Genomic DNA, 22724 nt, shown 5'->3' with positions numbered 1-22724 from the left:
TAGCGCGAGCGTCCCGCTCGTGACACTATACCAAAAAAGTCAAAAAGAAAATTAGAAAAAGCTGATATATACTGTTTTAAATTAATAATTTTTGAATAAATAAATAAATAAATAAATAAATAAATAAATAAATATTACGTAGAAATACGAGCGAGACGCTCGCGCTAACTTAAATGCATGTTATTATTGATTAAAACTATTTATAGAATCTACTAATTGGCTACACTCTGTTTTTCAATATCAATTATACTCATTTTAAGCTAGAAGCTAATATCATTATCTGCTGCTGGCGCGAGCGTCCCGCTCGTGACACTATAACAAAAAAGTCAAAAAGAAAATTACAAAAATCTGATATATAATGTTTTAAATTATTATTTTTTGAATAAATAAATATTATGTAGAAGCACGAGCGGGACGCTCTCGCTAGCTGATTTTTTTATAAGTTTCAATTCTAATTATTTAAAATCTACATACATTTCGTTTGCAAAAGGTCTTTGTAATTTAGAATTGGTAATTTTATTTTTATTGAAAGTAGTTATCGTTTTTCCTGTAGATCTAGCTCCAGTAGTTATATATTGAATAGTTCTTTCTAATAAAGGTTCTGTTTTATCTCCTAAAACACCTAAATTTATAACACCACTATCTTGACCAAAATCTTCTGCTAATTGAAATTCGGCAGTATATCCATTAGGATTATTTTCTCCATTTGCATTTTTTATTTCTAAAACAATAGGTTGCATTACATAGGTATGATTGGTGTTTAAATTAGCGCCATTTCTTCTATAGTCATCAGAATCATACAATGTAATAGAACCTACTTGCTTACCCACAGTTTGTGTACCCACTAATTTTACATCAATATAAGCACTTAAAGCATTTATAACCAATTCAGATGCCGAAGCAGTGTCTTCTGTAACAATAAAATAAACGGTAGAAAGCCCCAAACTATTAATAGGTTCATCTAAAATAACATTACCATTTTCATCCGTATTTGTTAATCTGTCTGTAAAATAATTTAAAAAGTTGCTAGGGTCATTATTTTCCATTACTTTTTCATTCCATATTTGTTGAGAATAAATAGTAGTATTTGGTTGCTTAGTAATCATACTACCTAAATAAGTAGCTGTTTGTACAGAACCACCACCATTGTAGCGTAAATCTACGATTAAATCTGTAACTCCACTTGCCTTAAAAGTTCCAAAAGCAGCGTTTAATTCACTATCATAAGAACTTGCAAATTGATTGTATAATAAGTATCCTATTGTATTTGCTCCTTCATCAAAAACTTCAACTTTTGCAACAGGATCTTCTTGTAATTGAATTTTACTTAAAGCAATAGAAGTACCGTTTAAAATTGGGTTTCCACCATTAAAATCGGCTAAATTAATGGTGTAATCTGTATTTGTACCAAATAATAAATTTTGATAATTATTAGCTGTAATTTGAGTTCCATCAACACTACTAAAAACCATACCTCTTAAAACTCCTTGTGTTTTTGCATCAGAAGCAGGTACTACATATCTAACAACGCCATAAACATTGGTAGTACTTCCGTTTTCTAAATATAATTGAAAGTCCATTCCGTTGCTTACAGTAATTCCCTGAAAAGCATTTTCTAAAGCAACATAATCATCAACAATCCAAGAAAAACGATCATAACCCTTTTCATTTGCAGGATAACCATTCTCTGCTGTATATAATAAATTATCAAATAAATTTTCTGGAGATGAAAAACCTTCTAAGTAACTATTTAATTGATTCTGATTGCTAAAACGTAAGTCAGACAAATCAGGAACATCACTTTGCCATAAATAGTAAGCATTTAGACCTCCCCAAACAAAATTTTCAATTTCTAAATCAGTTGGAATGCCATCTTCACTTTTATCACAGTTAATAAAGAGTAGAGAAACAATGAAAACAAATATTATTTTAGGGAATAATTTAAACTTCATAAATTTATGTTTATAGAATACAACGCAAGATAAAAAGAAATAGTATTATTTTTAAAAATGTTGTAACAAAATATATTGTGTATCGTCTTAATTATGTAAACCCGATATTATAAATCAGTTTACACCAAAAATCAACCAAACCAAATGAACCAGTCAGACTTTTTAAAAGTTGTTTTACCCTTTAAGGATAAAGTCTTCCGTTTAGCAAAAAGACTTTTAGTTTCTACAGAAGAAGCTGAAGATGCTACACAAGAGCTGATCTTTAAATTATGGAAAAGCAAAGAAAAGATTGCTGATTATAAAAATGTTGAAGCGTTTGCTATGACTATGACAAAAAACTATTGTTATGATCGTTTAAAAAGTAAACAAGCAAGTAATTTAACATTAATACACAGTAATTATAAAGAAAAAGATACGTCTTTAGATAAGCAAGTAGAACATCGAGACAGTGTAAACCAAGTGCACCAATTGATAGCAGCATTGCCAGAGCAACAAAAAATTATTATTCAATTAAGAGATATTGAACAATATGATTTTGATGAAATCTGCAAAATGGTAGATATGAAACCTACAGCAGTACGAGTAGCATTGTCTAGAGCAAGAAAAACAATAAGAGAACAATTAATTAAAAAACATAACTATGGAGTTAGCTAACATAGAAAAATTAGTAGAAAAATACGAAAACGCAGAAACGTCTTTGCAAGAAGAAACAACCCTAAGAAACTATTTCACAGGAGGGAATGTTGCACCACATTTGCAAGAATACGAATACATGTTTAATTATTTTGCTACAAGCAAAGATGAAACGTACACAAAAACCATTGAGTTAGAACCTAAGAAATCTAAAAAGAGAAACTTAAAATGGTTATCTGTTGCAGCGTCTGTAGTCTTATTATTTAGTGTATTTATTGGTCAGCAAGAATACAAAAGATACCAAGCTAAAAAACAATTCGAGCAAATAAGTAAAGGGTTAATGCTTTTATCATCTAACCTTCAAAAAGGAGAGCAAGCGGTGGCAACCTTATATACTTATGAAGATACCGTAAAAAAAATATTAAAATAAAAAACCAAGTAACAATAGTAAAACCAAGTAAACACAGAAATTATGAAAAAAATAGCAATATTAATAGCGTTAGTCGTTGCCCCAATGGTAACAAGCGCACAGTCCTTTTTTGACACTTTAGAAGATATGAACGGAGTAGACATGGTAGTAGTTACCAAAGATGCTTTTGAATTAATTTCTAAGTTTAAAAATGTTAAAGTAGATGATAACGAAGGCATGAAAGTCTTTCAAATGATTCAAGATTTAAAAGAATTTAAAATGTTTTCTACAAAAGATACAGACATCGCAAATAAAATGGAGTCAATGGCAAATGCTGCAATTAAGAAGCAGAATTTAACACAGTTAATGCGTATTAAAGACGATAATTCTCGTGTAAAAATTTACGTACAATCTACACCAAATAAAGATTATGTGAGTGAAGTTTTAATGTTTATTAAAGGTGTTGATAAACAAACAAGTGGACAGGCAGACGCGATTGTTGTTTCTTTAACAGGAAACATAGATATTAATAAAATGTCTGAATTAGCAGACACTTTTTCTAAAAATTAAATCATTAAAATAATGTCTTCTTGAGTGCAGTTGAGAACTTTATCAGTTCTAAAACGATAGAGGTAATTTTCAACTGGGCTCAAAAAGATTATTTATCAACAAAAACTTAAAATAAATTATGAAGAATATAACCAAAATACTTTCACTTTTATTACTTGTTTTGATGATTACTTCATGTAAAAATGAAAAATCATTACAAGGATATTTAGTCGAAAGTCAAGAAAAATCAGGTTTTATAACTGTAGATATTCCTACAAGCTTTTTGCAATTAAAATCGGAAGTTGTTTCAGACGAAGTAAAACAAACGTTAAAAAGTATCCGAAAAGTTAACGTAGTAGCTTTGCCAATTAAAGGAAATGAAGCTGCGTATGAAGTTGAGAAAACTAAATTAAAAAGTATTTTTAAAGATAATGAAGATTATAAATCTTTGATGTCTCTAAAAGCACAGGGAATGAACGTAAGTCTTTACTATACTGGGGATACAGAATCTATCGATGAAGTAATTGCTTTTGGTTACGGTAATGAAATTGGAGTAGGAGTTGCCCGTTTATTAGGCGACAATATGAATCCTGCTAAAATTATAGAAATGATGAACAACGTTAAATTTGATGGTGACAACGTAAATTTAGAGCAATTTAGAGCCATTTTTAAAGGTAAATAAATCTTTTTATAATAAGTTTAAAGCTGTAATTTCATTAGAAATTACAGCTTTTTTTTTTGCCTTCGAATTAATTACTTCTATTTTAAAGGATAAGAAATATTCTAAAAAATGAATGAGATCTATAATTGTCCTTTCTATGAAAATTAAAATGTAAACATAAATAAAACCAATTTACACTTAACTTTATGTAGTTATTCTCTTCATTTAAAATAACAAAATTACAAGTTTTTTTTTCTTTTGATTCCTTTTTTTACATCACAGATATAAAACAGAACAGACAGCAACTGTAACATCAACTATTTAACGGCTAATTAACGAATTGCACTAGTAATATTTATTACTTTTGAAACTTTACGAAAATATAATTTATGATGATTAAAAAAGTGCTGTTTATTGTTTTAATTTTAGTGAGTACGATCAGTTTTGCTCAAACCTATACTACGTATAAACCAGAAAGAGATAAAATTAACGATCTAGTTCATACAAAATTAAAGGTTGATTTTAACTTCAATGAAAAACAGCTAAATGGAGAAGCTTGGGTTACTGCCAAACCTCACTTTTATGCAACTAATAAAATTACATTAGATGCAAAAGCGATGGTTATTCATCAAGTTTCTTTAGATAACAAGAAATTAGACTATAATTATGATGATGCAAGCATTGTTATAGACCTACCAAAAGAATATAAAAAAGACGAAGAGTTTACACTTTATATAAAATATACTGCACGTCCAGAAAAAGTACAACAAAAAGGAAGTGCTGCAATAACCGATGCTAAAGGATTATATTTTATAAATGCTGATGGTTCTGACAAAAACAAGCCAACACAAATCTGGACGCAAGGTGAAACAGAAGCAAGCAGCTGTTGGTTTCCTACCATAGACAGTCCGAATCAGAAAACTACCCAAGAAATTTATATTACGGTTCCAGATAAGTTTGTGACACTTTCTAACGGAAAATTAGAAAGTTCAATTAAAAACGGAACAAACAGAACCGATTATTGGAAAATGGATCAACAACATGCGCCTTACTTATTTTTTATGGGAGTAGGAGAGTATGAGGTTATTAAAGATTCGTATAAAAATATTCCTGTAGATTACTATGTAGAAAAGGAATATGCTCCGTATGCAAAAGATATTTTTGGTTTAACTCCAGAAATGATTGGTTTCTTTTCTGACATCTTAGGAGTAGAGTATCCTTGGAATAAATATAGCCAAATTGTAGGTAGAGATTATGTTTCTGGTGCAATGGAAAATACAACAGCAGTAATTCATGGGGAACAAGCCTACCAAACACCAGGTCAATTAATTGATGAAAACACACAAGAAAACACCATTGCACACGAGCTTTTTCATCATTGGTTTGGAGATTTGGTTACTTCAGAAAGTTGGTCTAATTTAACGTTAAACGAGTCTTTTGCAAATTACAGTGAATACCTTTGGAGAGAGCATAAGTACGGAAAATTAGATGCAGACATGCATTTATTTGAAGATAGTCAGGCGTATTTAGACGGACAAAATACAGATAAACATTTGGTTCGTTTTAACTATGTTGATAAAGAAGATATGTTCGATTTAGTGAGCTATAATAAAGGTGGCGCTATTTTACATATGTTGCGAAACTATTTAGGTGATGAAGCTTTTTTCTTAGGATTAAAAACATTTTTAACTGAAAATAAATACCAAGCAGCAGAAGTTCATCAATTAAGATTGGTTTTTGAAAAAATAACTGGTAAAGACTTAAACTGGTTTTTTAACCAATGGTATTTTGGAGCAGGACACCCAAGAATTGAGGTTTCTTATGACTACAATACCATTCAGAAAAAAGTAACTGTAAACCTTTTACAGTTAAATGTAAATGAGTTTAAATTTCCTTTAGCCATTGATATTTTCGAAAACGGAAAAAAAACAAGACATAACGTTTTTGTAAATGGAAATGACGCTTCTTTTACGTTTCCTTATACAAAACAACCAACGTTAATTCAGATAAATGCTGATGGAGTTTTGCTATCTGAAATAACAGAGAACAAGGTTTTAAGTGATTATATCTTTCAGTTAAAAAATGCAGAGAACTATCAACATAGAAGAGAAGCTTTATTAGAAGTAGCTAAGAAACAGGAAGAAAAAGATGCATTTAATGCAGTTGAGGGAGCAATGAGTGATGCTTCTTACAAAATTAGAATACTTGCTTTACAGAAAATCGACTTAATAAATAAGTTTTCTAAAAAAGATGCCATTCATAAAATAATGCAAATGGCAAATAATGATGAGAAAACATTAGTACAAGCAACTGCTATTGAAACTTTGGGTAAATTAACAGATCCAGAATTAAAAGGCATTTTCGAGAAAGGCTTACAAAGTAAATCGTATTCTGTAATAGGAAAATCTTTGGTTGCCATGTATTATATAGACAAACCAACAGCAGTTGCCAAGTCTAGAGAATTACCAGATGAAATTAGAAAAATATTAGCGACGCCTTTAACACGTATTTACATTGAAGAAAAAGACGAAAACGAATTGCCTTTTATAGCAAAAAGCGTATTATCTGGTATGTTTTTAACAGGAGACGATGCTACAAAAAGCTTGTATCAAAAAGCATTTAAACAAATCTCTGAAAGTAATAACTCTGAGGCAATTCAGAATTTAGTAGATGATATGGTGGTTAAAGGAAATCAATATAAGTCCTTTAATTTTGATAAAGTGGTTATCAATTTAATGAGAACCATGATAAGCGATCAAAAGGCAAAAGACACAGATAATAAAGTTAGAAATACAGAAATTATAAAAGAAGGAATGGCAAAATTATTATAACGATTCCTTTTTAACACAGTCTCTTAAAAACAAAAAATCTAAGCTTAATAAGCTTAGATTTTTTTGTTTTATCAACTTTACAAAGTGGATATTAAAAGTGTTTTTCATTTATTTGAAATCTTAGGAAGCGTAAAGTAAAAAGTAGTTCCTTTAGCAACTTCACTTTTAACCCAAATTTCTCCTTTGTAAAAATGAATTACTTTCTTAACAATAGAAAGCCCAATTCCTGATTTAGTTTCACTCTCATCTATACTTTGAAATAGCTCAAATATTTTTTTGAAGTATTTTTCTTCAATTCCTTTTCCGTTATCTTTTACATAGAACTCCCAAAAATCAGGCATTTCTTTTACACCAACTTCAATTTTACCTGTTTCATTCGTGATACTTTTTATAGCATTCTGAATTAAATTCTGAAATACTTGAAGAACTCGATGCTTGTTCCCATTAATAATAGGAAGGTTTTGATCTATCTTGATTTCAATAGATTTTGGCACAAGAATTAATTTTACAATTTCGTTCACCAAATCATGCGTATTAATCTCGTATTCAGACATTTTATCATCGTCTATACTCGAGTAACTTAAGATTCCCGTAATTAGAGATTCCATTTTTTCTAGGTTCTCTAAAATTAATTGAGCATACATGTTGCTTTCTTCTGTTAATGTATTTTCAGGTTCTTCTTGAATCCAATTCAGTAAGGTATAAATGCTTCTTAAAGGCGATTTTAAATCATGTGAAACAATATGTGCATAGTTGTTTAACTCGGTATTTTTGTGTTCTAAATTTGTTAAAAGCTCTTCTCTTGCTTTGTTGGCATTTAAAATATCTTCCGATTGCTTTTCTATGTATTTTACTAAATTAACAGATTCATTCACTTCAGAAATATTCTCTGTAGAATCAATTTTTAAAACTGTTGCAATATAGTTTAGACTGTGAATTATTTTTTTAAGGTTTTTAGTTTCTTTTTGTGCTTCTTTACGTTCTGTAATATCACTAACAGCACCTATTACATTTATAATTTCGTTTTCGTCATTAAGTAATAGAGAAACGTTTAAATCACCCCAAATAACCTCTTTATCTTTACGTACATATCGTTTTTCTATGTTGTAAGAATCTATCTCTCTATTTATTAACTTATTAAATTGAATCAAATCGGTTTCTAAATCATCAGGGTATGTAAAATCAGAAAAAGTCATTTGTTTCAGTTCTTTATCTGAATATCCTAAAACATCTATTAATTTTTTGTTTGTAAATACAGGTTTTCCTGCTAAATCGATTAGTGTAATTCCAATACCTGCATTATTAAAGATCGAATAAAACTTTTTCTCTGTCAGGTTTAATTCATCTAATTTGATTCTTAAAGTTTCTTGAAGTTTATTTTTTAAATTTTCTAATTCATCATTTTTACCTTGTAACGAATTATTTTGAACATGCAATTTATGATTGTAATATTGAATTCCTAATAACACTAAAAGTATTAAAATGATTATAATAATAAAAGAAGACCATTTGTAGAAAACATAAATAAACTGAGAGGCTTGTACTTTTTTTAAATCTATTTTATGAATAAGTAAAAATGATGTTTTGGCTTTATAATTACTATTTTTGGTACTATTGCTATCTATTTTTAATTTTTCATAAAGATAGAGCACATCTTTAGAAGCATAATTTCCAACCGGATTTTTCTGAATTTCACTCCAAAATTCTTGATCTGTATTGTATAACGCCAAACTATCAGAACTAGACGTAATGTGCTTAAAGTTCTTGTGTGTGTCTTCTGAAACTAAGTTGAATCCCTCTTCGGTTCTTAGTTCAAAACTGGTATATTCTAGATTACTCTGAGTAGATAATTTATGAAACAGATTGTCCATAAAATAATTGATAATCAATACACCATTCCAATTTCCATCTGTGGTATATACTTTTTTAGCGACTCTAAGCACTGGATTGTATGGGGTTTCAATTTTACCATATTCCATATTCAAATCAATATCAGAAAAATAGATATCATCTTTTTCTAATTTCTGAGCATTTTTAAAATAGTAACGATCACTTTTATTTTGAAGCTTCTTAAACGCTGTAACTTTTGCTGCATTGATACTATCAAAATCTACACGAACAATTTCATTACCCAATGTATCTATAAAACGAACTTGATCATAAGTAGTTTGTAAATTAGCTAAATGAAGAAAAAGGTCTTCTAATTTGTCTTTATTTGGTTCTAAATCTAACGCAAAATCTTTTTTGTACTCCCAATCAATAATATCAATATCTTTTGCTAGATATTTATACATATCATTAATTAAAATTCCTTTAGAATTCAAATCATTAGCAGCTCCATTTTTAATAATCTCCAATTGATTTTCAGTAATAATTGTATAATAATTATCGATAACTAGATACGTTATTACAGATAATGGAATGAAAAATAGGAGTAGCTTTTTAATTTGTATAAATTTCATTCTTACTATTTTAAGGAAACAAAAACTGTTTTAATCTTTTTAAATTTCGGTTTTAAATTTTAAAAAAATAGGGTATTTATTATTTGAAAAACCTAATATCTTTTAATTTTTTAAATTTATAGTAAAACTTTTATACTGTAAAATATTTTGTATAGTTTGTTTTACTGAAAACAGAAAAGGGATTTAACAGAAAACATCCAACATTATCTAAAATGTTGGATGCCTATTTTGTACTATAACCGTGTTGAATCTGGTTTTTATTTTTTCATTACAAATTGATTTGTAATGTTTTCAATATTGTTTTCCGTAACTTTTTTGGCAGATTTCTTTATTTTTTCAATAAATACTGTTACTTCTGCTGCACTTCCTGGAGCACCTAAATTATTACCATTCACATCATAAGAATTGGTAATTACCTTTAAGTCTGCATCTAAAATAACCCAAAAAGGCAAACCTGCTGTATCGCCATTGTATTGCTTTAATAATTGATCTGAACCTGGGTTTTCTAAATGTTTTTTATCCTTAGATTCTTTAACTACAACAGGCACCATTACATAATTATCATTAAAGAACTTTTTTGTGGTTTCTGCTTTCATGTCTTTGGTCATTTTATGACACCAACCACACCAAGAAGCTTCAAACTTTATAAAGATAGCTTTTCCTTCTTTTTTAGCTATTGTTTGTGCATTTTTTAATAGAACATCGGTACTTTCTTGTGCAGATGTTTGTAAATTAACAGCTAATAAAGCGGTGATAAAAAGGGTAATAATTTTAATTTTCATGGATTTTTTTTAAAGTGATATTCAAATATAAATAATTTAAGACAGCTTTTTTAAAGCTTCAATAATTTCTTCTGGTTCAGAGCGTGATCTGTAGTCTACATTTACATAGTTCCAAGTAACAACGCCATCTTTCCCTAAAATAAAAGTAGCAGGAATAGGCAATATACTTCCATCTCCGTTATTTACTTTATCTAAATCTAAACCTCGGTCTGCACGCATGTGTTCTGCTAAAAATTCTGGCACTTTCCAAGCAACACCATATACTGTAGCTACTTTTGCATCTTGGTCGGATAATACCGTAAAATCCATTTCGCTAATTTCACTTTTGGTTAAGGAACCGTCTGGTACTTGCGGACTAATAGCAACCAAGCTTGCGCCAAGTTTATGAATTTCGGGTAATCTAGCTTGTAATGCTCTTAATTGTAAGTTGCAATACGGACACCAATCGCCACGATAAAATGTAATTACAACGGGGCCATTTTTTAATAATATATCTAAGGATATCATTTTTCCTTCAGCGTTTGGTAGCGTAAAATTGGGTGCTTTTTCGCCAACTTTAAGTGCATTTTTTCCTTCTTCAAAAGCTTTTGCTTTCTCAATAACGTCATCAACACCTTTCATAAAGTCTGGTTTTGCATTTCGTCCTGCTGCTATTTTAGCATCTGTTTGTTCTCTTAAAGTTTTCATTTTTATATTATTCGTTTAAATCTGTAAATGTTAAGCTTGTTCTGTCTAGCACTTCAACTTTAGAAATGGCTTCCATAAATGTAGTGTAATTTACAAGTACAGAACTCTTTTTAGGAAGCGATTTTAAAGGTTCTTTTAACGCAAATAACGCAATGGTATAGGTGTGTTTTCCTGGGCCACGAGAACAAGGCGAAGTGTAAGAAATTGCGGTTCCGTCTTTATTTGCTCCCATTACCCAATTGGGGTTGTTGGCCATTTTGTAAGGAATAGAAGTTACCGATGGATCAATGTTCCATAAAAGTAAGTACGAGTTTACTTCATCAATATTATTTTTTTTAGGATAATGATACATTACAACCGCTAAAGATTTGGTGCCTTCTGGTACATTAGCCCAAGATAAAGGGATAGAATTTTCTACATCTTTTACTTTTTCTTCGCATTTGTAAGCGGCTAACAACTCGCCATTTACAACAGCTTTACTGTTTACTATAAAGTCTGCGTTAATGGTTTTAAAATCGTCGTAGTTTTTAAAAGTGGAAGTCTGTTTTTGACAAGATTGCAACGAAATAATAGCTATTGCCATGATGAATAGGATACTTTTTTTTGATGCCATTTTAAGATCTCTTAATAATGTGATGTAATCCGTGAGGTGCTATAAAATCGTTTCACTAATGAAGCGTAAGCATTAACGAATTTAAGGTTTTTCAGTTAAAAAACCACAAGAGTCAATAGTCTTAAGGAAGTTTTAACAAAGAAAATATCTAGCAGCGTATAAAATGGTATCGATACTGTAAATCTATAAATTGCTATTCAAAAATAACACGTCTTTCTGTTGGTTTTTTATACAGATTCTTAGAAATTTCTGTACTGTTTTCTGTAGCGCAATAGTTTTTATGAGTTGGGTCTAGCGTATACTCTAGTTGATAAGCAATCATTTTTTCAAAAGGAATTAAAAAGTCTTTGGTATCGCATTTTTCTAATTCGGCTTTCTTTAATAAATTTAAAACTGTATAAACTGACTCAATAGTACTTAAACAAAGAGGATCTGGCTGCTGTTTGATAATAAATTTTGATGTTATCTTGTTGTCAAAACTCACTCTTTTTAAGGCTTGCAAGTTTTTACTTAGTTTCAACATTTTTCTAGCACAAGGCCAGGTGCCATCTAGAATAAAAATGTTAGCATTCGTATTTATAACCGTATGTATTTCTGCACTTTTTCTTGTTGATAAATTAAAACTATCCTTGCCAGGATACAATAAGAAAGAGGTACTATTTTCTTCTGTAAGTATCTCATTGATACGTTTATGATTCGTAAAATCGACACCAACGATGATTTCTGAATTTTCAAGTTGAAGATGCGTCATAAATCCCGTTCCTTTTTTTTCTTTTTTGTACTCCTTTGGATGCATCAAAATAATAAAACGTGTCTTGGTCTGCAAAGAACTAATGTATTTGCAAATACACGTGCTTGATGATCGCATGCATTTGTAACATTTTATTCTGGGTTGTTTTATAGTTAGAGGCAAGGTGTGGTTTTTTTCTATTTAAAGATAATGTTTATAGGGGTATTTTAACGTTAGATTTTTTTATAAACGTAACTAACAAATTTAGAGTTTTTTGGGTCAAAAAAGGAGTAAAAGCAAAGCACATTGTAATCAATTATGATTACAAAAAATAATCTTTGTTTAAAAGAAAGCATCTAATATTTCGATAAATTTCATTATTAAAATAAATCTGTTATTCTTTCCTCCACCTTTTTATTACATCACTAAATGTAACATCTGTCCATTCGTTTTCCCATTGGCTATGAAATTTAATACTTTCCGATTTTGGCTCAGGGTCAGGCATTTCCATTTGCACTATTGCCGGCATAGGTGTTGCGTCTCCAACAATTAAACATTCTCCAGCAGATAAAGTGGGTAATATGTCAGTAATTGAGTTAGCGTTATTGGGTAATAGTCCTTTTATGTAATTTTGGTCGCTAATATTAGTTAATCTTAAAGCAACAAAGTTATTGCATTGGGAAAAAATAGTATCAGAAACCTCAGAAGGTCTTTGACTAACAACCATTAAACTTAATCCATATTTTCTACCTTCTTTTGCAATACGCTCGATTGATTTTTTTGAAGCTTTGTATTCTGCACCACCAGATTTAGGAATATAATTATGAGCTTCTTCGCAAACTATTAGAAACGGAATGTCATTTAATTCACTAGTACTGTGTCTTAACTTTGAATAATGAAAAGCAAAATCAAATACTAATCTTGAAATTAAACTCACAGTTATACTTAGTACCTCAAAAGGAACACCACTTAAATCTATTATTGTAATATTCGACTTATCTAAATATCCAAGAAATTGTTTGAGTATTTCTTCAAAATCATCTGTTTTATATAATTTGCGATCATCTTTAATTGGTTCGAGTATAAAGCTTAATCGCTTATCATTTATTTTAGTTTCCAATCTAGAAATAAATCTTTCAAATTCACCATTGAAACCACCATATTTGGCAACTTTTTCTCCAAAAGTAGCGTGTTTGCTATTTGCTGTAGATGTTTCAAAAATTATTTCATTCCATAAGTCATTTTCCGAATACTCTTTTTCAAATGATAAAGTAGCTAATAAAAGTTTGTCTCCTTTTTTGTAAACAGTTAAATTATTTTTATTGCAAATGAAATTATAAACTTCTTGGATATTAAAATAAACAGGAGTGTCGTAATTTACGTTTTTTAGTGTTGAATTATGTTTTTCTTTATTTAGTGTGACAGCTTTCTTAAATTGCGAAACTTGGTTATGCGAGTTCTGTTCGTTACTTTCTATAAATAATGATTCTAATTCCTCAGAATTCATTAACCAATATGGAAGTTTTAACTTGTCAACATCAAGAGCGTTAAGATTGAAATTTTCTTTACTGTCAATCTCAAATGCAGATTTGTATTCAGAATGAATATCAAAAATAATTACGTGTGCATTCTTTTGATTACCATTATTTAAGTTAGTTTTTTTATTTATACCAACAACATCTTGTAGAATTTTAGCAACTGTACAAGATTTTCCAGAACCCGTTGAACCAACAACTGCAATATGTTTGCTGAAAAAACTATTTCCATTTATATGTAAATTTATCTCTCTATTTTGAATTAATTCACCAAATTTAAATGAGTAATCACTGTCTTTGCTAAAAATTTTACTCATAACATCTTTAGAAACAATAAATACTTCTTCTGTTGGTGAAGGCAGAATCGAGCTACCTTGTTTGAAGCCTTCTGAGAAAATACCAATTGGTTGAGAATTGATTATATATTTATTATTGTCGTCATTAATTTTTATGCTCTGAATGACGCAGATTACGTAATTATGGTTTCCCTCTTTAATTTGTAGATACTTACCTATTTGAATTGCTTGTTTGTTCTTTTCAAATGTCTCATCATTTTCAATTCTTATCATAATTGAATTAGAAGCACTTTCAATGACAGTTCCTATTTTTATTAATTCCTTATTTTCCATTTATTCAAAATTGTCAGTTAGCATTAATAAGTACTGTAGTTCATTTAGGTTAGATACTTCTAAAACTTCAATATTTATATCTTGTTTGTCTATTTGCTCAAAGTCTTCTTTACCAATTAAGAAAAGGTCATCACTTTTTTTAGTGTTTATAGCTTTGGCTGAATCAATATTATAATTGCAAATCCTTAGTTGGAATTCTCTCCAGTTTTTTGTGCTAATGATTGTAGGTTCTCTTAAAAACTCGCCTTGAAAAAAGTCATTCCCTTTTAATCCATTTTGAAATTTCAATCCTTTTTGGTGCAGCCTACTTTCTATTTGCGGGATTAAATTATCGTTTTCCGTTTTTATGGAGAAAACAGGTGTTTTACTATGGAGTTTAATTTTATAATGATATTTACTGATATACTCTGAAATAAACTTCACGATTTTATTTTCAAAATCTTCAATATTTGATTCATTGAATAGAAAGTATCTTTGTCTGTGATTAGCCTGTAAGTTCAATTTTAACTGACTTCTTCTTTTTGTTAAAAGTTTTGAATATGTTAAAAGTTCCCTTGTCCATCTCGTTATTGCTGTTTTTTTACTTTTTTCTAAACCTGATATAAAGTTAGTATTGTTTATTTTTCTGTCCTCTGGATTATGTAATATACTTTTATTAGCTATTTTTTGGATAGCATTTGGATAAAATAGTTCTTCAATATCAACTTTTGTAAAGCCACTTTTAGTTTCTAGTAATTGTTTTATATCTATTATTAACGAATCAAAAGACTTTCCAATAATAAACTTAAAACTTTCAGGTTTTAAAAAGTTATCTATATCAATTTTCAGCTCCAAATCAGTGGCTGTACCATAATATGTTGTAATTTTTTTTATGTCTTCTGCACTTTTTTTAGGTTTTAATAGAAGTGCTTTTATTGCTTCTGTTTTTGGCGGTTTTAGTTCAGAAATATAATTGAGATAAGATTTGTCTTTTGATTTTAGGATTGTTTCAATATCACTTTTAGAAATTGTTTTTTCACCTTCAGTTTCATCTGAGAAATGAGCGTAAAGTATGTATTGAATGTTTTTATCTTTATTTTTAGCATAATGAACTAACATTTGCAAAATTGGTTTTGAAATGTCAGATGATTTATATTTTTCTTTTGTTTCGTGATATTTACATTGAATTGCTTTTGTCAATCCAGCTGATACTACATCAATATCTTCTATAATTCCTTCTACAGTTATTTCAGTTCCATTTGGTTCAGATAATACTTGTTCAAGAGTTTTATTGAATTGATAGATAAATCCTTTGATTGTATAATCAGCTTCCCTGCTCATAGTTTTTTTTTAATTGACTTTAAGGTTAATTCAAAATTTTAATTTTCATAAACGCTCCTAACAAAATTAACCTTTTCCATTCAAAAAATTCAAAAGTTAAAAAGCAGGTTATAACAACTTATCAACCAAAAACCTCCTTCCAAATCCCCATCAACAAAAACCAATAAAACTTTTCTGCCCTTTTCCTAAATGAGGTAGTATCTTTGCACTTTATTTTATTTATGTCTATAAACACACTTCTAGTAACTCCACCATTTACACAGTTAAATACTGCATATCCTGCAACAGCCTACATTAAAGGATTTTTAGATTCTAAAGAGGTACCAACAACACAAATAGATTTAAGTATCGAGTTGTTTACGGCAGTGTTTACCAAAGAATTTATAGATGCTATTTTTAAACAAGCAGAAATGCTAGGTGGTAAAGAATTGCCTTTGGTTTGGCAACAAAAGGAAGAATACATTAATAAAGTAGATTCTGTAATGAACTATTTGCGTGTGCAAGAAGTTACGGCAGCGTATCAAATTGTGCATAAAGATTATTTGCCACACGGACACCGACGCATAAAATTAGACAAAGATTTAAGTACCGAATTCGGGAAATTAGGAATCTTAGACAAAGCCAAACACATTGCCACGTTGTTTGTAGAAGAACTGGGCGATTTTATAAACGCCAATGTAGATGAGTTTTTCTCGTTTACACGTTATGCAGAACAAATAGGTAGAGCAGCTTCTAGTTTCGATGAGTTAGACGACTGTTTGCAGTTTGAAACGACGCTGATAGAAGACGAAATGTTGTATTTGTTAGACCAAGAATTACAAGAAAACAAGTACGATTTAATCTGTTTTACAGTTCCTTTTCCGGGTAATTTGTTTTCTGCGTTGCGTTGCGGGCAGTTTATCAAACAGAATTATCCGAACATAAAAATAGGAATGGGTGGCGGTTATTGCAACACCGAATTAAGACGTTTGTCGGATCCTAGAATTTTCGATTTTGTAGATTTTATCACTTTAGATGATGGCGAAGGTCCGTTGTTAAGAATCACAGAATTTTTAGACGGAAAAATAGGCGAGGAGCAGCTAGAAAGAACCTATATCTGTAGAAATAACGAAGTTGTGTATGCAAATAAATTGCCCAACACGATATTTCATCATAAGAATTTACCAGCGCCAAGTTATATTGGTTTGCCAACGGAAAAATATTTGTCTTTTTTAGATGTAATGAATCCGATGCACAGAATGTGGTCTGACGGAAAGTGGAACAAACTCACCATTTCTCACGGTTGTTACTGGAAAAAATGTTCTTTTTGTGATGTAAATCTAGATTATATTAGCAATTACCAAAACACCACTGCCGATGATTTGGTAGATAAAATTGAACAAATAATATCGGAAACCGGAATTACAGGTTTCCATTTTGTAGACGAAGCAGCGCCACCAAAAATGTTAAGAGCCTTGGCAAACAAGTTGCTAGAACGCAAAGTGTACATTACTTGGTGGACCAACATCCGTTTCGAGAAAACGTTTAATGCAGAATTGTGCGCATTATTATCTAAATCTGGTTGTATTGCGGTTACTGGCGGATTAGAAGTTGCCTCTGATAGATTGTTAGAGAAAATGAAAAAAGGAGTTGACATCGGACAAGTTGCAAGGGTAACCAAAGCCTTTTCTGATGAAAATATTATGGTACATGCCTATTTAATGTTTGGTTTTCCTACAGAAACAGCGCAAGAAACCATCGATTCTTTAGAAGTGGTACGTCAGTTATTTTACAACAATTGCATTCAGTCTGCTTTTTGGCATCAATTTGCGTGCACAAGCCACAGTCCGGTTGGTAAAAACCCAGACGAATTTGAGATTAATATTATTGGTCCAGAATTTAAAGGATTTGCAGAAAACGATTTATATCACGAAGATCCAACAGGAGCAGAGCATCATTTATATAGCGAGGGTTTAAATTCAGCTTTAAACAACTACTTAAATCACAAAGGATTTGAAATTCCGCTGCACAAATATTTCGATTTTAAGGTTCCTAGAATAACGCTAGAAAGTAATTTGATTGAAAAATGCTTGAAAGAGTAGTTTTTCAACGTCATTGCGAGGAACGAAGCAACCTCTTAATGTATCACTCAAAACAAACAGATTACTTCGTCCTGTCGTCCTCGTAATGACAGTCCATTTATCATTGCGAGGTTACGAAGCAATCTCATAATGTATCACTCAAAACAAACAGATTACTTCGTCCTATCGTCCTCGTAATGACAGTCCATTTGTCATTGCGAGGTACGAAGCAATCTCATAATATACTACTCAAAATAAACAGATTACTTTGTCCTATTGTTCTCGTAATGACAGTCCGTTTGTCATTGCGAAGTTACGAAGCAATCTCATAATGTGTAACTCAAAACAAACAGATTACTTCGTCCTATCGTCCTCGTAATGACAGTAGATTTGTCATTGCGAGGTTACGAAGCAATCCCATAATATGCTACTCAAAATAAACAGATTACTTTGTCCTATTGTCCTCGTAATGACAGTCCGTTTGCCATTGTGAGGTTACGAAGCAATCTCTTAATGTGTAACTCAAAATAAACAGATTACTTTGTCCTATTGTCCTCGTAATGACAGTGCATTTGTCATTGCGAGGTTACGAAGCAATCTCATAATATGTAACTCAAAACAAACAGATTACTTCGTCCTATCTATCGTCCTCGTAATGACAGTCCATTTGTCATTGCGAGGAACGAAGCAATCTCTTAATGTGTAACTCAAAATAAACAGATTACTTCGTCCTATCGTCCTCGTAATGACAGTAGATTTGTCATTGCGAGGTTACGAAGCAATCCCATAATATGCTACTCAAAACAAACAGATTACTTCGTCAGAACTTCCTCGTAATGACAAAATTATTTATTTTAGAGGGAAAAAACATGAAAAAATACCATATTTACTTTTTAACCAATAAAAATAATACTGTTCTATATATTGGAGTCACTAGTAATTTATTAAAAAGAATTTATCAGCATAAAACGAAAGAGTACAAAGGTTTTACAGCAAGATACAATTGTGATAAATTAGTGTATTTTGAAGAATATGATGATATAAATTCTGCTATAGTAAGAGAGAAACAATTAAAAGCTGGAAATAGAAAACGTAAAAATGATATGGTAAATTTAGAAAATCCTAATTGGAATGATTTGTCTGATGGTTGGTTATTTCAGTTTTAATTATCATTGCGCAGAAGAGAGCAATTTCATAATTTGTAACTTGGAATAAACAGATTACTTCGTCCTATCGTCCTCGTAATGACAGTAGATTTGTCATTGCCATATAACGCGAAGTAATCTCATAATGTTTCACTCAAAACAAACAGATTACTTTGTCCTATCGTCCTCGTAATGACAGTCCATTTGTCATTGCGAGGTTACGAAGCAATCTCATAATTTGTAACTCAGAATAAACAGATTACTTCGTCCTATTGTCCTCGTAATGACAGTCTATTTGTCATTGCGAGGAACGAAGCAATCTTTTTGTCAAAATAGGGATTACTTCATTCGTACCTCATTCGTAATGACAAAACTGTTCGCTTTACTTTGCATACGCTCCAGAAGAATAAGTTAACTCGTAACTATGTGTGTACACTTCAAAAACAATTCCGAAAGGATCTTCTACATAACACATTTTAAATGGCTTGTATTTTGGATAATACTCTCTAATTGGCATTCTTTGTTTTCCTCCGTAAGCAACAATTTTATCGACCAATTCTTCTATATTAGGATCTTGAATGCAAAAATGAAAAAGCCCTGTATTAAAAGGACTAAATTCTGGTGCTTCTTTTATTCCGTTTGGGAAAGAAAATAACTCAATACCAACGCCATCTGAAGTTGACAAATGCGCAATTTCAAATTCGGTCCAATCTTCACCAAAAACATCAATACACATTTTACCAATGGCAGTTTCTGTTTCTTTTTTAACTGTAGAAGGTTCCATAATAATATACCAGCCCATTACTTCTGAATAAAATTTTACAGCTTCTTTAATGTTAGGAACGGTAAGACCAATATGTGAGAATGATTTTGGGTAATTTTTATTTTCAGTCATAATTTCTAATTTAGACTTCAAAATTAATCTATATTTGCCTTATAGGCAATAACTTACCTAAAAGTAGCATAGTTACCTAAACGAGTAAATTAATGATTATAAGTATTTTAAAAATTATATTTTGATAGAAAAAAATGTATGTCCGTTAAATTATACTATGAATTTAATTGGTACTAAGTGGAAACCTTTAATTTTATTCCATTTATTAGAAGGAGGTTTGCGTTCTGGAGTGTTGCAAAAACACATAATAGGTATTTCTAACAAAATGTTTACACAAACGGTAAGAGAGCTAGAAAAAGACGGGCTTATTTCTAGGAAAGTATACCCTGTTGTTCCGCCAAAAGTAGAGTATACGCTAACAGAAAGAGGGCGATCTTTAGAAGCAATTCTAAGAAGCTTAGATGCTTGGGGTTTAAAAGATATTGCAGAATAATTATAAGGATTTTGTTTTATTTATTTTAAAACGCAAAAACAAAACCACCCCAATTGTCATTTCAACGAAAGGAGAAACCGCATAACAACAAACACCACAATGGCATCACTTTATGTGATTTCTCACAAAGGTCGAAATGACAAAACTGTATGTATTAATTCTAACTCAAAACAAAACCTCATGATTGTCATTTCGACGATAGGAGAAATCACATAACAGCAAACACAACAACGCCATCACTTTATGTGATTTCTCCCAAAGGTCGAAATGACAAAACTGTGTGTATTAATTCTAACTCAAAAAAAAACTCATGATTGTCTGTTCGAGCGCAGGCCAGAAATCACATAACAAAAAACACAACAATGTCATCACTTTATGTGATTTCTCCCAAAGTTCGAAATAACAAAACTGTGTGTATTAATTCTAGCTCAAAAAAAACCTCATGATTGTCATTTCAACGAAAGGAGAAATCGCATAACAACAAACACAACAACGCCATCACTTTATGTGATTTCTCCCAAAGGTCGAAATGACAAAACTATATGTATTAATTCTAACTCAAAAAAAAACCACCCCAATTGTCATTTCGACGAAAGGAGAAACCGCATAACAACAAACACCACAATGGCATCACTTTATGTGATTTCTCCCAAAGGTCGAAATGACAAAACTGTGTGTATTAATTCTAGCTCAAAAAAAAACCTCATGATTGTCATTTCGACGATAGGAGAAATCGCATAACAACAAACACAACAATAGCATCACTTTATGTGATTTCTCCCAAAGGTCGAAATGACAAAACTGTGTGTATTAATTCTAACTCAAAAAACAAACCTCATGATTGTCTGTTCGAGCGCAGTCGAGAACTAAATGCTTCTATAATTTAAAAATTCGATTTTACTACTGCTTAAAAACAATAGTAAAACCGAATTAAAAAGTTAAGTTATATAATGTTTATTGGGTGTTATATAAACAATAGAATAAGTGTTAGGATAATTCCGCCAGCCGTAAAATACATTCCTTTTTTAAATACAGGCATTTTAGGTGTATACATCCAAAAAGCAGAAAAAACAAAAAATAATAAGGATGCTCCAAAAAAGATGTTTAAAAAATACAGCGGACTGTTAGTATTTGCTTTATGAAGATGTTCCATTTTATCAAGAATAAAAGGAAGCTCCATTTTTTTTATGGTAGCAATACCTGTTTTTTTATTATAATTTCCATTTTTAAGATATACAACGTCACCTTCTTTTTTTAACACTTCTGCACCTTTCTTAAAAATAGGCTTTAATTGACGGTCGTTTAAGTTTGGAGCTAATTTTTTCTCGGTAACAACTTCGGTTTTTAAGAAGTCTGTGTTTCTATAAACCATTATAATTCCGCTTAAAGCATACACAAACATAATTCCGGATAAAAAATATCCTAAATATCTGTGAATAATTCTAACTTGAAGTGATGCTGGTGTCTTTCTTTTTGCCATGATTGTTTTATTTTAAAAATCTATTATATAGACTTTAATGTTAGTTAAAAGTTTAATGTTAATTGTGTGTTTTTTTAAGTAATGTTATTTGCTTGGTTTCATGTGAATATCCATTTGTGGAAAAGGGATAGCAATATTATTTTCAACAAATTTACGCCTTATAACTCTACGGATATCACTTTTCATTCTATCGGATCTAAAAATGGTACTACTATAAAACAATACTTGAAAATTTAAAGACGATTCTCCAAAACTCAGTAATCGTGCTTCTACCTTTTTATTTATACTAACTTCCGCGTGTTCTCTAGCGCTTTCTTCTAGAATTTTAATTACAAATTCTACATCACAATTGTAAGAAACTCTAATATCAATTCTAAAACGATTCAAGTTAGCTTGATGACTCCAATTAATCACTTTATTAGTAGTGATTAAAGAGTTGGGGATAATAATAGAAATATCGTCTGTATTTAATCCTTTTGATGTTCGCAAACCAATCTCTTGTATTTTTACAGTATCTCCATCAATTTCTAGAACATCAGAAATTCTAATAGATCTTTCTGAGAGTAAAATAATACCAGAAATAACATCATTGAACGTTTGTTGCAAACCAAGTCCAACTCCAACTAATAATGCTGCAGAACCTGCAATTAGAAGAGTTACTTCAATACCTAAAGCCTCTAACATAAAACCAAATGAAAGAACCCAAATTATATATTTGATAATTTGAAATAAAGAATAAGTATTTCCTTTACTAAACTCATCTACACTTTTATTTCTAAATAAAGATTTTTTTAACAACCACAAAACTACTTTTGTTACTAAGTAAATTAGTAACACTAGGAATAAAGCACCTAACTTTAGGCTGTATTCTTCAAAACTAAAAAGTTCGAATTCTAAAATTGTCTTTAACAACTCCAT

The 22724-nt window shown here is 30.4% G+C and carries 19 protein-coding genes; 8 read left to right on the top strand and 11 right to left on the bottom strand.

The window, feature by feature from the left end; all coding sequences use genetic code 11:
- Positions 1 to 455 precede the first annotated feature (455 nt).
- Complete coding sequence (locus H0I28_RS04885) at positions 456 to 1952, bottom strand: S41 family peptidase (RefSeq protein WP_218760750.1); 1497 nt, start codon at positions 1950 to 1952, stop codon at positions 456 to 458.
- A 144-nt stretch (positions 1953 to 2096) separates the two neighbouring features.
- On the opposite strand from H0I28_RS04885, the gene H0I28_RS04880 reads away from it, so the two are divergent.
- The 5 genes from H0I28_RS04880 to H0I28_RS04860 all read left to right on the top strand — a co-directional run bounded on the left by H0I28_RS04880 (position 2097) and on the right by H0I28_RS04860 (position 7035).
- Positions 2097 to 2606: an RNA polymerase sigma factor gene (locus H0I28_RS04880; protein WP_218730443.1), complete on the top strand. Its 510-nt coding sequence runs from the start codon at positions 2097 to 2099 to the stop codon at positions 2604 to 2606.
- Positions 2593 to 3015: a hypothetical protein gene (locus H0I28_RS04875; RefSeq protein ID WP_218760748.1), complete on the top strand. Its 423-nt coding sequence runs from the start codon at positions 2593 to 2595 to the stop codon at positions 3013 to 3015. Before H0I28_RS04880 ends, H0I28_RS04875 begins: the two co-directional genes overlap by 14 nt.
- Positions 3016 to 3057: 42 nt before the next feature.
- Entirely contained in the window at positions 3058 to 3564 is a 507-nt protein-coding gene (locus H0I28_RS04870; protein WP_218760747.1) for a DUF4252 domain-containing protein, read from the top strand.
- A 118-nt stretch (positions 3565 to 3682) separates the two neighbouring features.
- Positions 3683 to 4225 (top strand): DUF4252 domain-containing protein, encoded by a 543-nt coding sequence (locus H0I28_RS04865; protein WP_218760746.1) that lies wholly within the window; start codon positions 3683 to 3685, stop codon positions 4223 to 4225.
- Between the two features lie 368 nt (positions 4226 to 4593).
- On the top strand, positions 4594 to 7035 hold the full coding sequence (locus H0I28_RS04860; protein WP_218760745.1) for a M1 family metallopeptidase: 2442 nt from the start codon (positions 4594 to 4596) through the stop codon (positions 7033 to 7035).
- Positions 7036 to 7139: 104 nt separating this feature from the next.
- Here the strand turns inward: H0I28_RS04860 and H0I28_RS04855 are convergent, their stop codons facing one another.
- The 7 genes from H0I28_RS04855 to H0I28_RS04825 all read right to left on the bottom strand — a co-directional run bounded on the left by H0I28_RS04855 (position 7140) and on the right by H0I28_RS04825 (position 15793).
- Positions 7140 to 9497 carry an ATP-binding protein gene (locus H0I28_RS04855; RefSeq protein WP_218760744.1) on the bottom strand — a complete coding sequence of 786 codons (2358 nt, stop codon included), beginning with the start codon at positions 9495 to 9497 and terminating at the stop codon, positions 7140 to 7142.
- Between the two features lie 257 nt (positions 9498 to 9754).
- Positions 9755 to 10279 carry a thioredoxin family protein gene (locus tag H0I28_RS04850; RefSeq protein ID WP_218760743.1) on the bottom strand — a complete coding sequence of 175 codons (525 nt, stop codon included), beginning with the start codon at positions 10277 to 10279 and terminating at the stop codon, positions 9755 to 9757.
- 36 nt (positions 10280 to 10315) lie between these two features.
- On the bottom strand, positions 10316 to 10966 hold the full coding sequence (locus tag H0I28_RS04845; RefSeq protein ID WP_218760742.1) for a peroxiredoxin-like family protein: 651 nt from the start codon (positions 10964 to 10966) through the stop codon (positions 10316 to 10318).
- 7 nt (positions 10967 to 10973) lie between these two features.
- Positions 10974 to 11579, bottom strand: coding sequence for a YbhB/YbcL family Raf kinase inhibitor-like protein (locus tag H0I28_RS04840; protein ID WP_218760741.1), 606 nt, complete (start codon positions 11577 to 11579; stop codon positions 10974 to 10976).
- Between the two features lie 193 nt (positions 11580 to 11772).
- Entirely contained in the window at positions 11773 to 12492 is a 720-nt protein-coding gene (locus tag H0I28_RS04835) for a tRNA-uridine aminocarboxypropyltransferase (protein WP_302850269.1), read from the bottom strand.
- Between the two features lie 211 nt (positions 12493 to 12703).
- Positions 12704 to 14473 carry an ATP-binding protein gene (locus tag H0I28_RS04830; protein WP_218760739.1) on the bottom strand — a complete coding sequence of 590 codons (1770 nt, stop codon included), beginning with the start codon at positions 14471 to 14473 and terminating at the stop codon, positions 12704 to 12706.
- Complete coding sequence (locus H0I28_RS04825; RefSeq protein WP_218760738.1) at positions 14474 to 15793, bottom strand: hypothetical protein; 1320 nt, start codon at positions 15791 to 15793, stop codon at positions 14474 to 14476. It abuts the gene before it with no gap.
- A 221-nt stretch (positions 15794 to 16014) separates the two neighbouring features.
- Between H0I28_RS04825 and H0I28_RS04820 the strand changes: the two genes are divergently transcribed.
- Both H0I28_RS04820 and H0I28_RS04815 read left to right on the top strand, forming a co-directional pair.
- The gene (locus tag H0I28_RS04820; protein WP_218760736.1) at positions 16015 to 17874 is read left to right on the top strand and encodes a radical SAM protein; all 1860 of its coding nucleotides are present in this window, start codon (positions 16015 to 16017) and stop codon (positions 17872 to 17874) included.
- Between the two features lie 815 nt (positions 17875 to 18689).
- A complete protein-coding gene (locus tag H0I28_RS04815; protein ID WP_368384466.1) occupies positions 18690 to 19019 on the top strand; it encodes a GIY-YIG nuclease family protein in 330 nt (109 codons plus the stop codon).
- Between the two features lie 361 nt (positions 19020 to 19380).
- Here H0I28_RS04815 and H0I28_RS04810 read toward each other — a convergent pair whose 3' ends face one another.
- Positions 19381 to 19893: a VOC family protein gene (locus tag H0I28_RS04810; RefSeq protein WP_218760735.1), complete on the bottom strand. Its 513-nt coding sequence runs from the start codon at positions 19891 to 19893 to the stop codon at positions 19381 to 19383.
- Positions 19894 to 20050: 157 nt separating this feature from the next.
- Between H0I28_RS04810 and H0I28_RS04805 the strand changes: the two genes are divergently transcribed.
- On the top strand, positions 20051 to 20326 hold the full coding sequence (locus tag H0I28_RS04805) for a helix-turn-helix domain-containing protein (protein WP_218761598.1): 276 nt from the start codon (positions 20051 to 20053) through the stop codon (positions 20324 to 20326).
- 964 nt (positions 20327 to 21290) lie between these two features.
- On the opposite strand, the gene H0I28_RS04800 is transcribed toward H0I28_RS04805, so the two are convergent.
- On the bottom strand, positions 21291 to 21806 hold the full coding sequence (locus H0I28_RS04800; RefSeq protein WP_218760734.1) for a hypothetical protein: 516 nt from the start codon (positions 21804 to 21806) through the stop codon (positions 21291 to 21293).
- A gap of 84 nt (positions 21807 to 21890) precedes the next feature.
- The gene (locus H0I28_RS04795; protein ID WP_218760733.1) at positions 21891 to 22724 is read right to left on the bottom strand and encodes a mechanosensitive ion channel family protein; all 834 of its coding nucleotides are present in this window, start codon (positions 22722 to 22724) and stop codon (positions 21891 to 21893) included.

The organism is Polaribacter sp. AHE13PA (assembly GCF_019278505.1).
In the GTDB taxonomy this organism is placed as follows: domain Bacteria; phylum Bacteroidota; class Bacteroidia; order Flavobacteriales; family Flavobacteriaceae; genus Polaribacter.
Note: the sequence above shows the minus strand (reverse complement) of the source record. Positions and strands in the feature narration are given on the sequence as shown.

What these genes read in the sequence shown, in the direction of transcription:
- H0I28_RS04885 (WP_218760750.1), bottom strand. Translation starts at nt 1,952, where the DNA reads ATGAAGTTTAAATTATTCCCTAAAATAATATTTGTTTTCATTGTTTCT.
- H0I28_RS04880 (WP_218730443.1), top strand. Translation starts at nt 2,097, where the DNA reads ATGAACCAGTCAGACTTTTTAAAAGTTGTTTTACCCTTTAAGGATAAA.
- H0I28_RS04875 (WP_218760748.1), top strand. Translation starts at nt 2,593, where the DNA reads ATGGAGTTAGCTAACATAGAAAAATTAGTAGAAAAATACGAAAACGCA.
- H0I28_RS04870 (WP_218760747.1), top strand. Translation starts at nt 3,058, where the DNA reads ATGAAAAAAATAGCAATATTAATAGCGTTAGTCGTTGCCCCAATGGTA.
- H0I28_RS04865 (WP_218760746.1), top strand. Translation starts at nt 3,683, where the DNA reads ATGAAGAATATAACCAAAATACTTTCACTTTTATTACTTGTTTTGATG.
- H0I28_RS04860 (WP_218760745.1), top strand. Translation starts at nt 4,594, where the DNA reads ATGATGATTAAAAAAGTGCTGTTTATTGTTTTAATTTTAGTGAGTACG.
- H0I28_RS04855 (WP_218760744.1), bottom strand. Translation starts at nt 9,497, where the DNA reads ATGAAATTTATACAAATTAAAAAGCTACTCCTATTTTTCATTCCATTA.
- H0I28_RS04850 (WP_218760743.1), bottom strand. Translation starts at nt 10,279, where the DNA reads ATGAAAATTAAAATTATTACCCTTTTTATCACCGCTTTATTAGCTGTT.
- H0I28_RS04845 (WP_218760742.1), bottom strand. Translation starts at nt 10,966, where the DNA reads ATGAAAACTTTAAGAGAACAAACAGATGCTAAAATAGCAGCAGGACGA.
- H0I28_RS04840 (WP_218760741.1), bottom strand. Translation starts at nt 11,579, where the DNA reads ATGGCATCAAAAAAAAGTATCCTATTCATCATGGCAATAGCTATTATT.
- H0I28_RS04830 (WP_218760739.1), bottom strand. Translation starts at nt 14,473, where the DNA reads ATGGAAAATAAGGAATTAATAAAAATAGGAACTGTCATTGAAAGTGCT.
- H0I28_RS04825 (WP_218760738.1), bottom strand. Translation starts at nt 15,793, where the DNA reads ATGAGCAGGGAAGCTGATTATACAATCAAAGGATTTATCTATCAATTC.
- H0I28_RS04820 (WP_218760736.1), top strand. Translation starts at nt 16,015, where the DNA reads ATGTCTATAAACACACTTCTAGTAACTCCACCATTTACACAGTTAAAT.
- H0I28_RS04815 (WP_368384466.1), top strand. Translation starts at nt 18,690, where the DNA reads ATGACAAAATTATTTATTTTAGAGGGAAAAAACATGAAAAAATACCAT.
- H0I28_RS04810 (WP_218760735.1), bottom strand. Translation starts at nt 19,893, where the DNA reads ATGACTGAAAATAAAAATTACCCAAAATCATTCTCACATATTGGTCTT.
- H0I28_RS04805 (WP_218761598.1), top strand. Translation starts at nt 20,051, where the DNA reads ATGAATTTAATTGGTACTAAGTGGAAACCTTTAATTTTATTCCATTTA.
- H0I28_RS04800 (WP_218760734.1), bottom strand. Translation starts at nt 21,806, where the DNA reads ATGGCAAAAAGAAAGACACCAGCATCACTTCAAGTTAGAATTATTCAC.
- H0I28_RS04795 (WP_218760733.1), bottom strand. Translation starts at nt 22,724, where the DNA reads ATGGAGTTGTTAAAGACAATTTTAGAATTCGAACTTTTTAGTTTTGAA.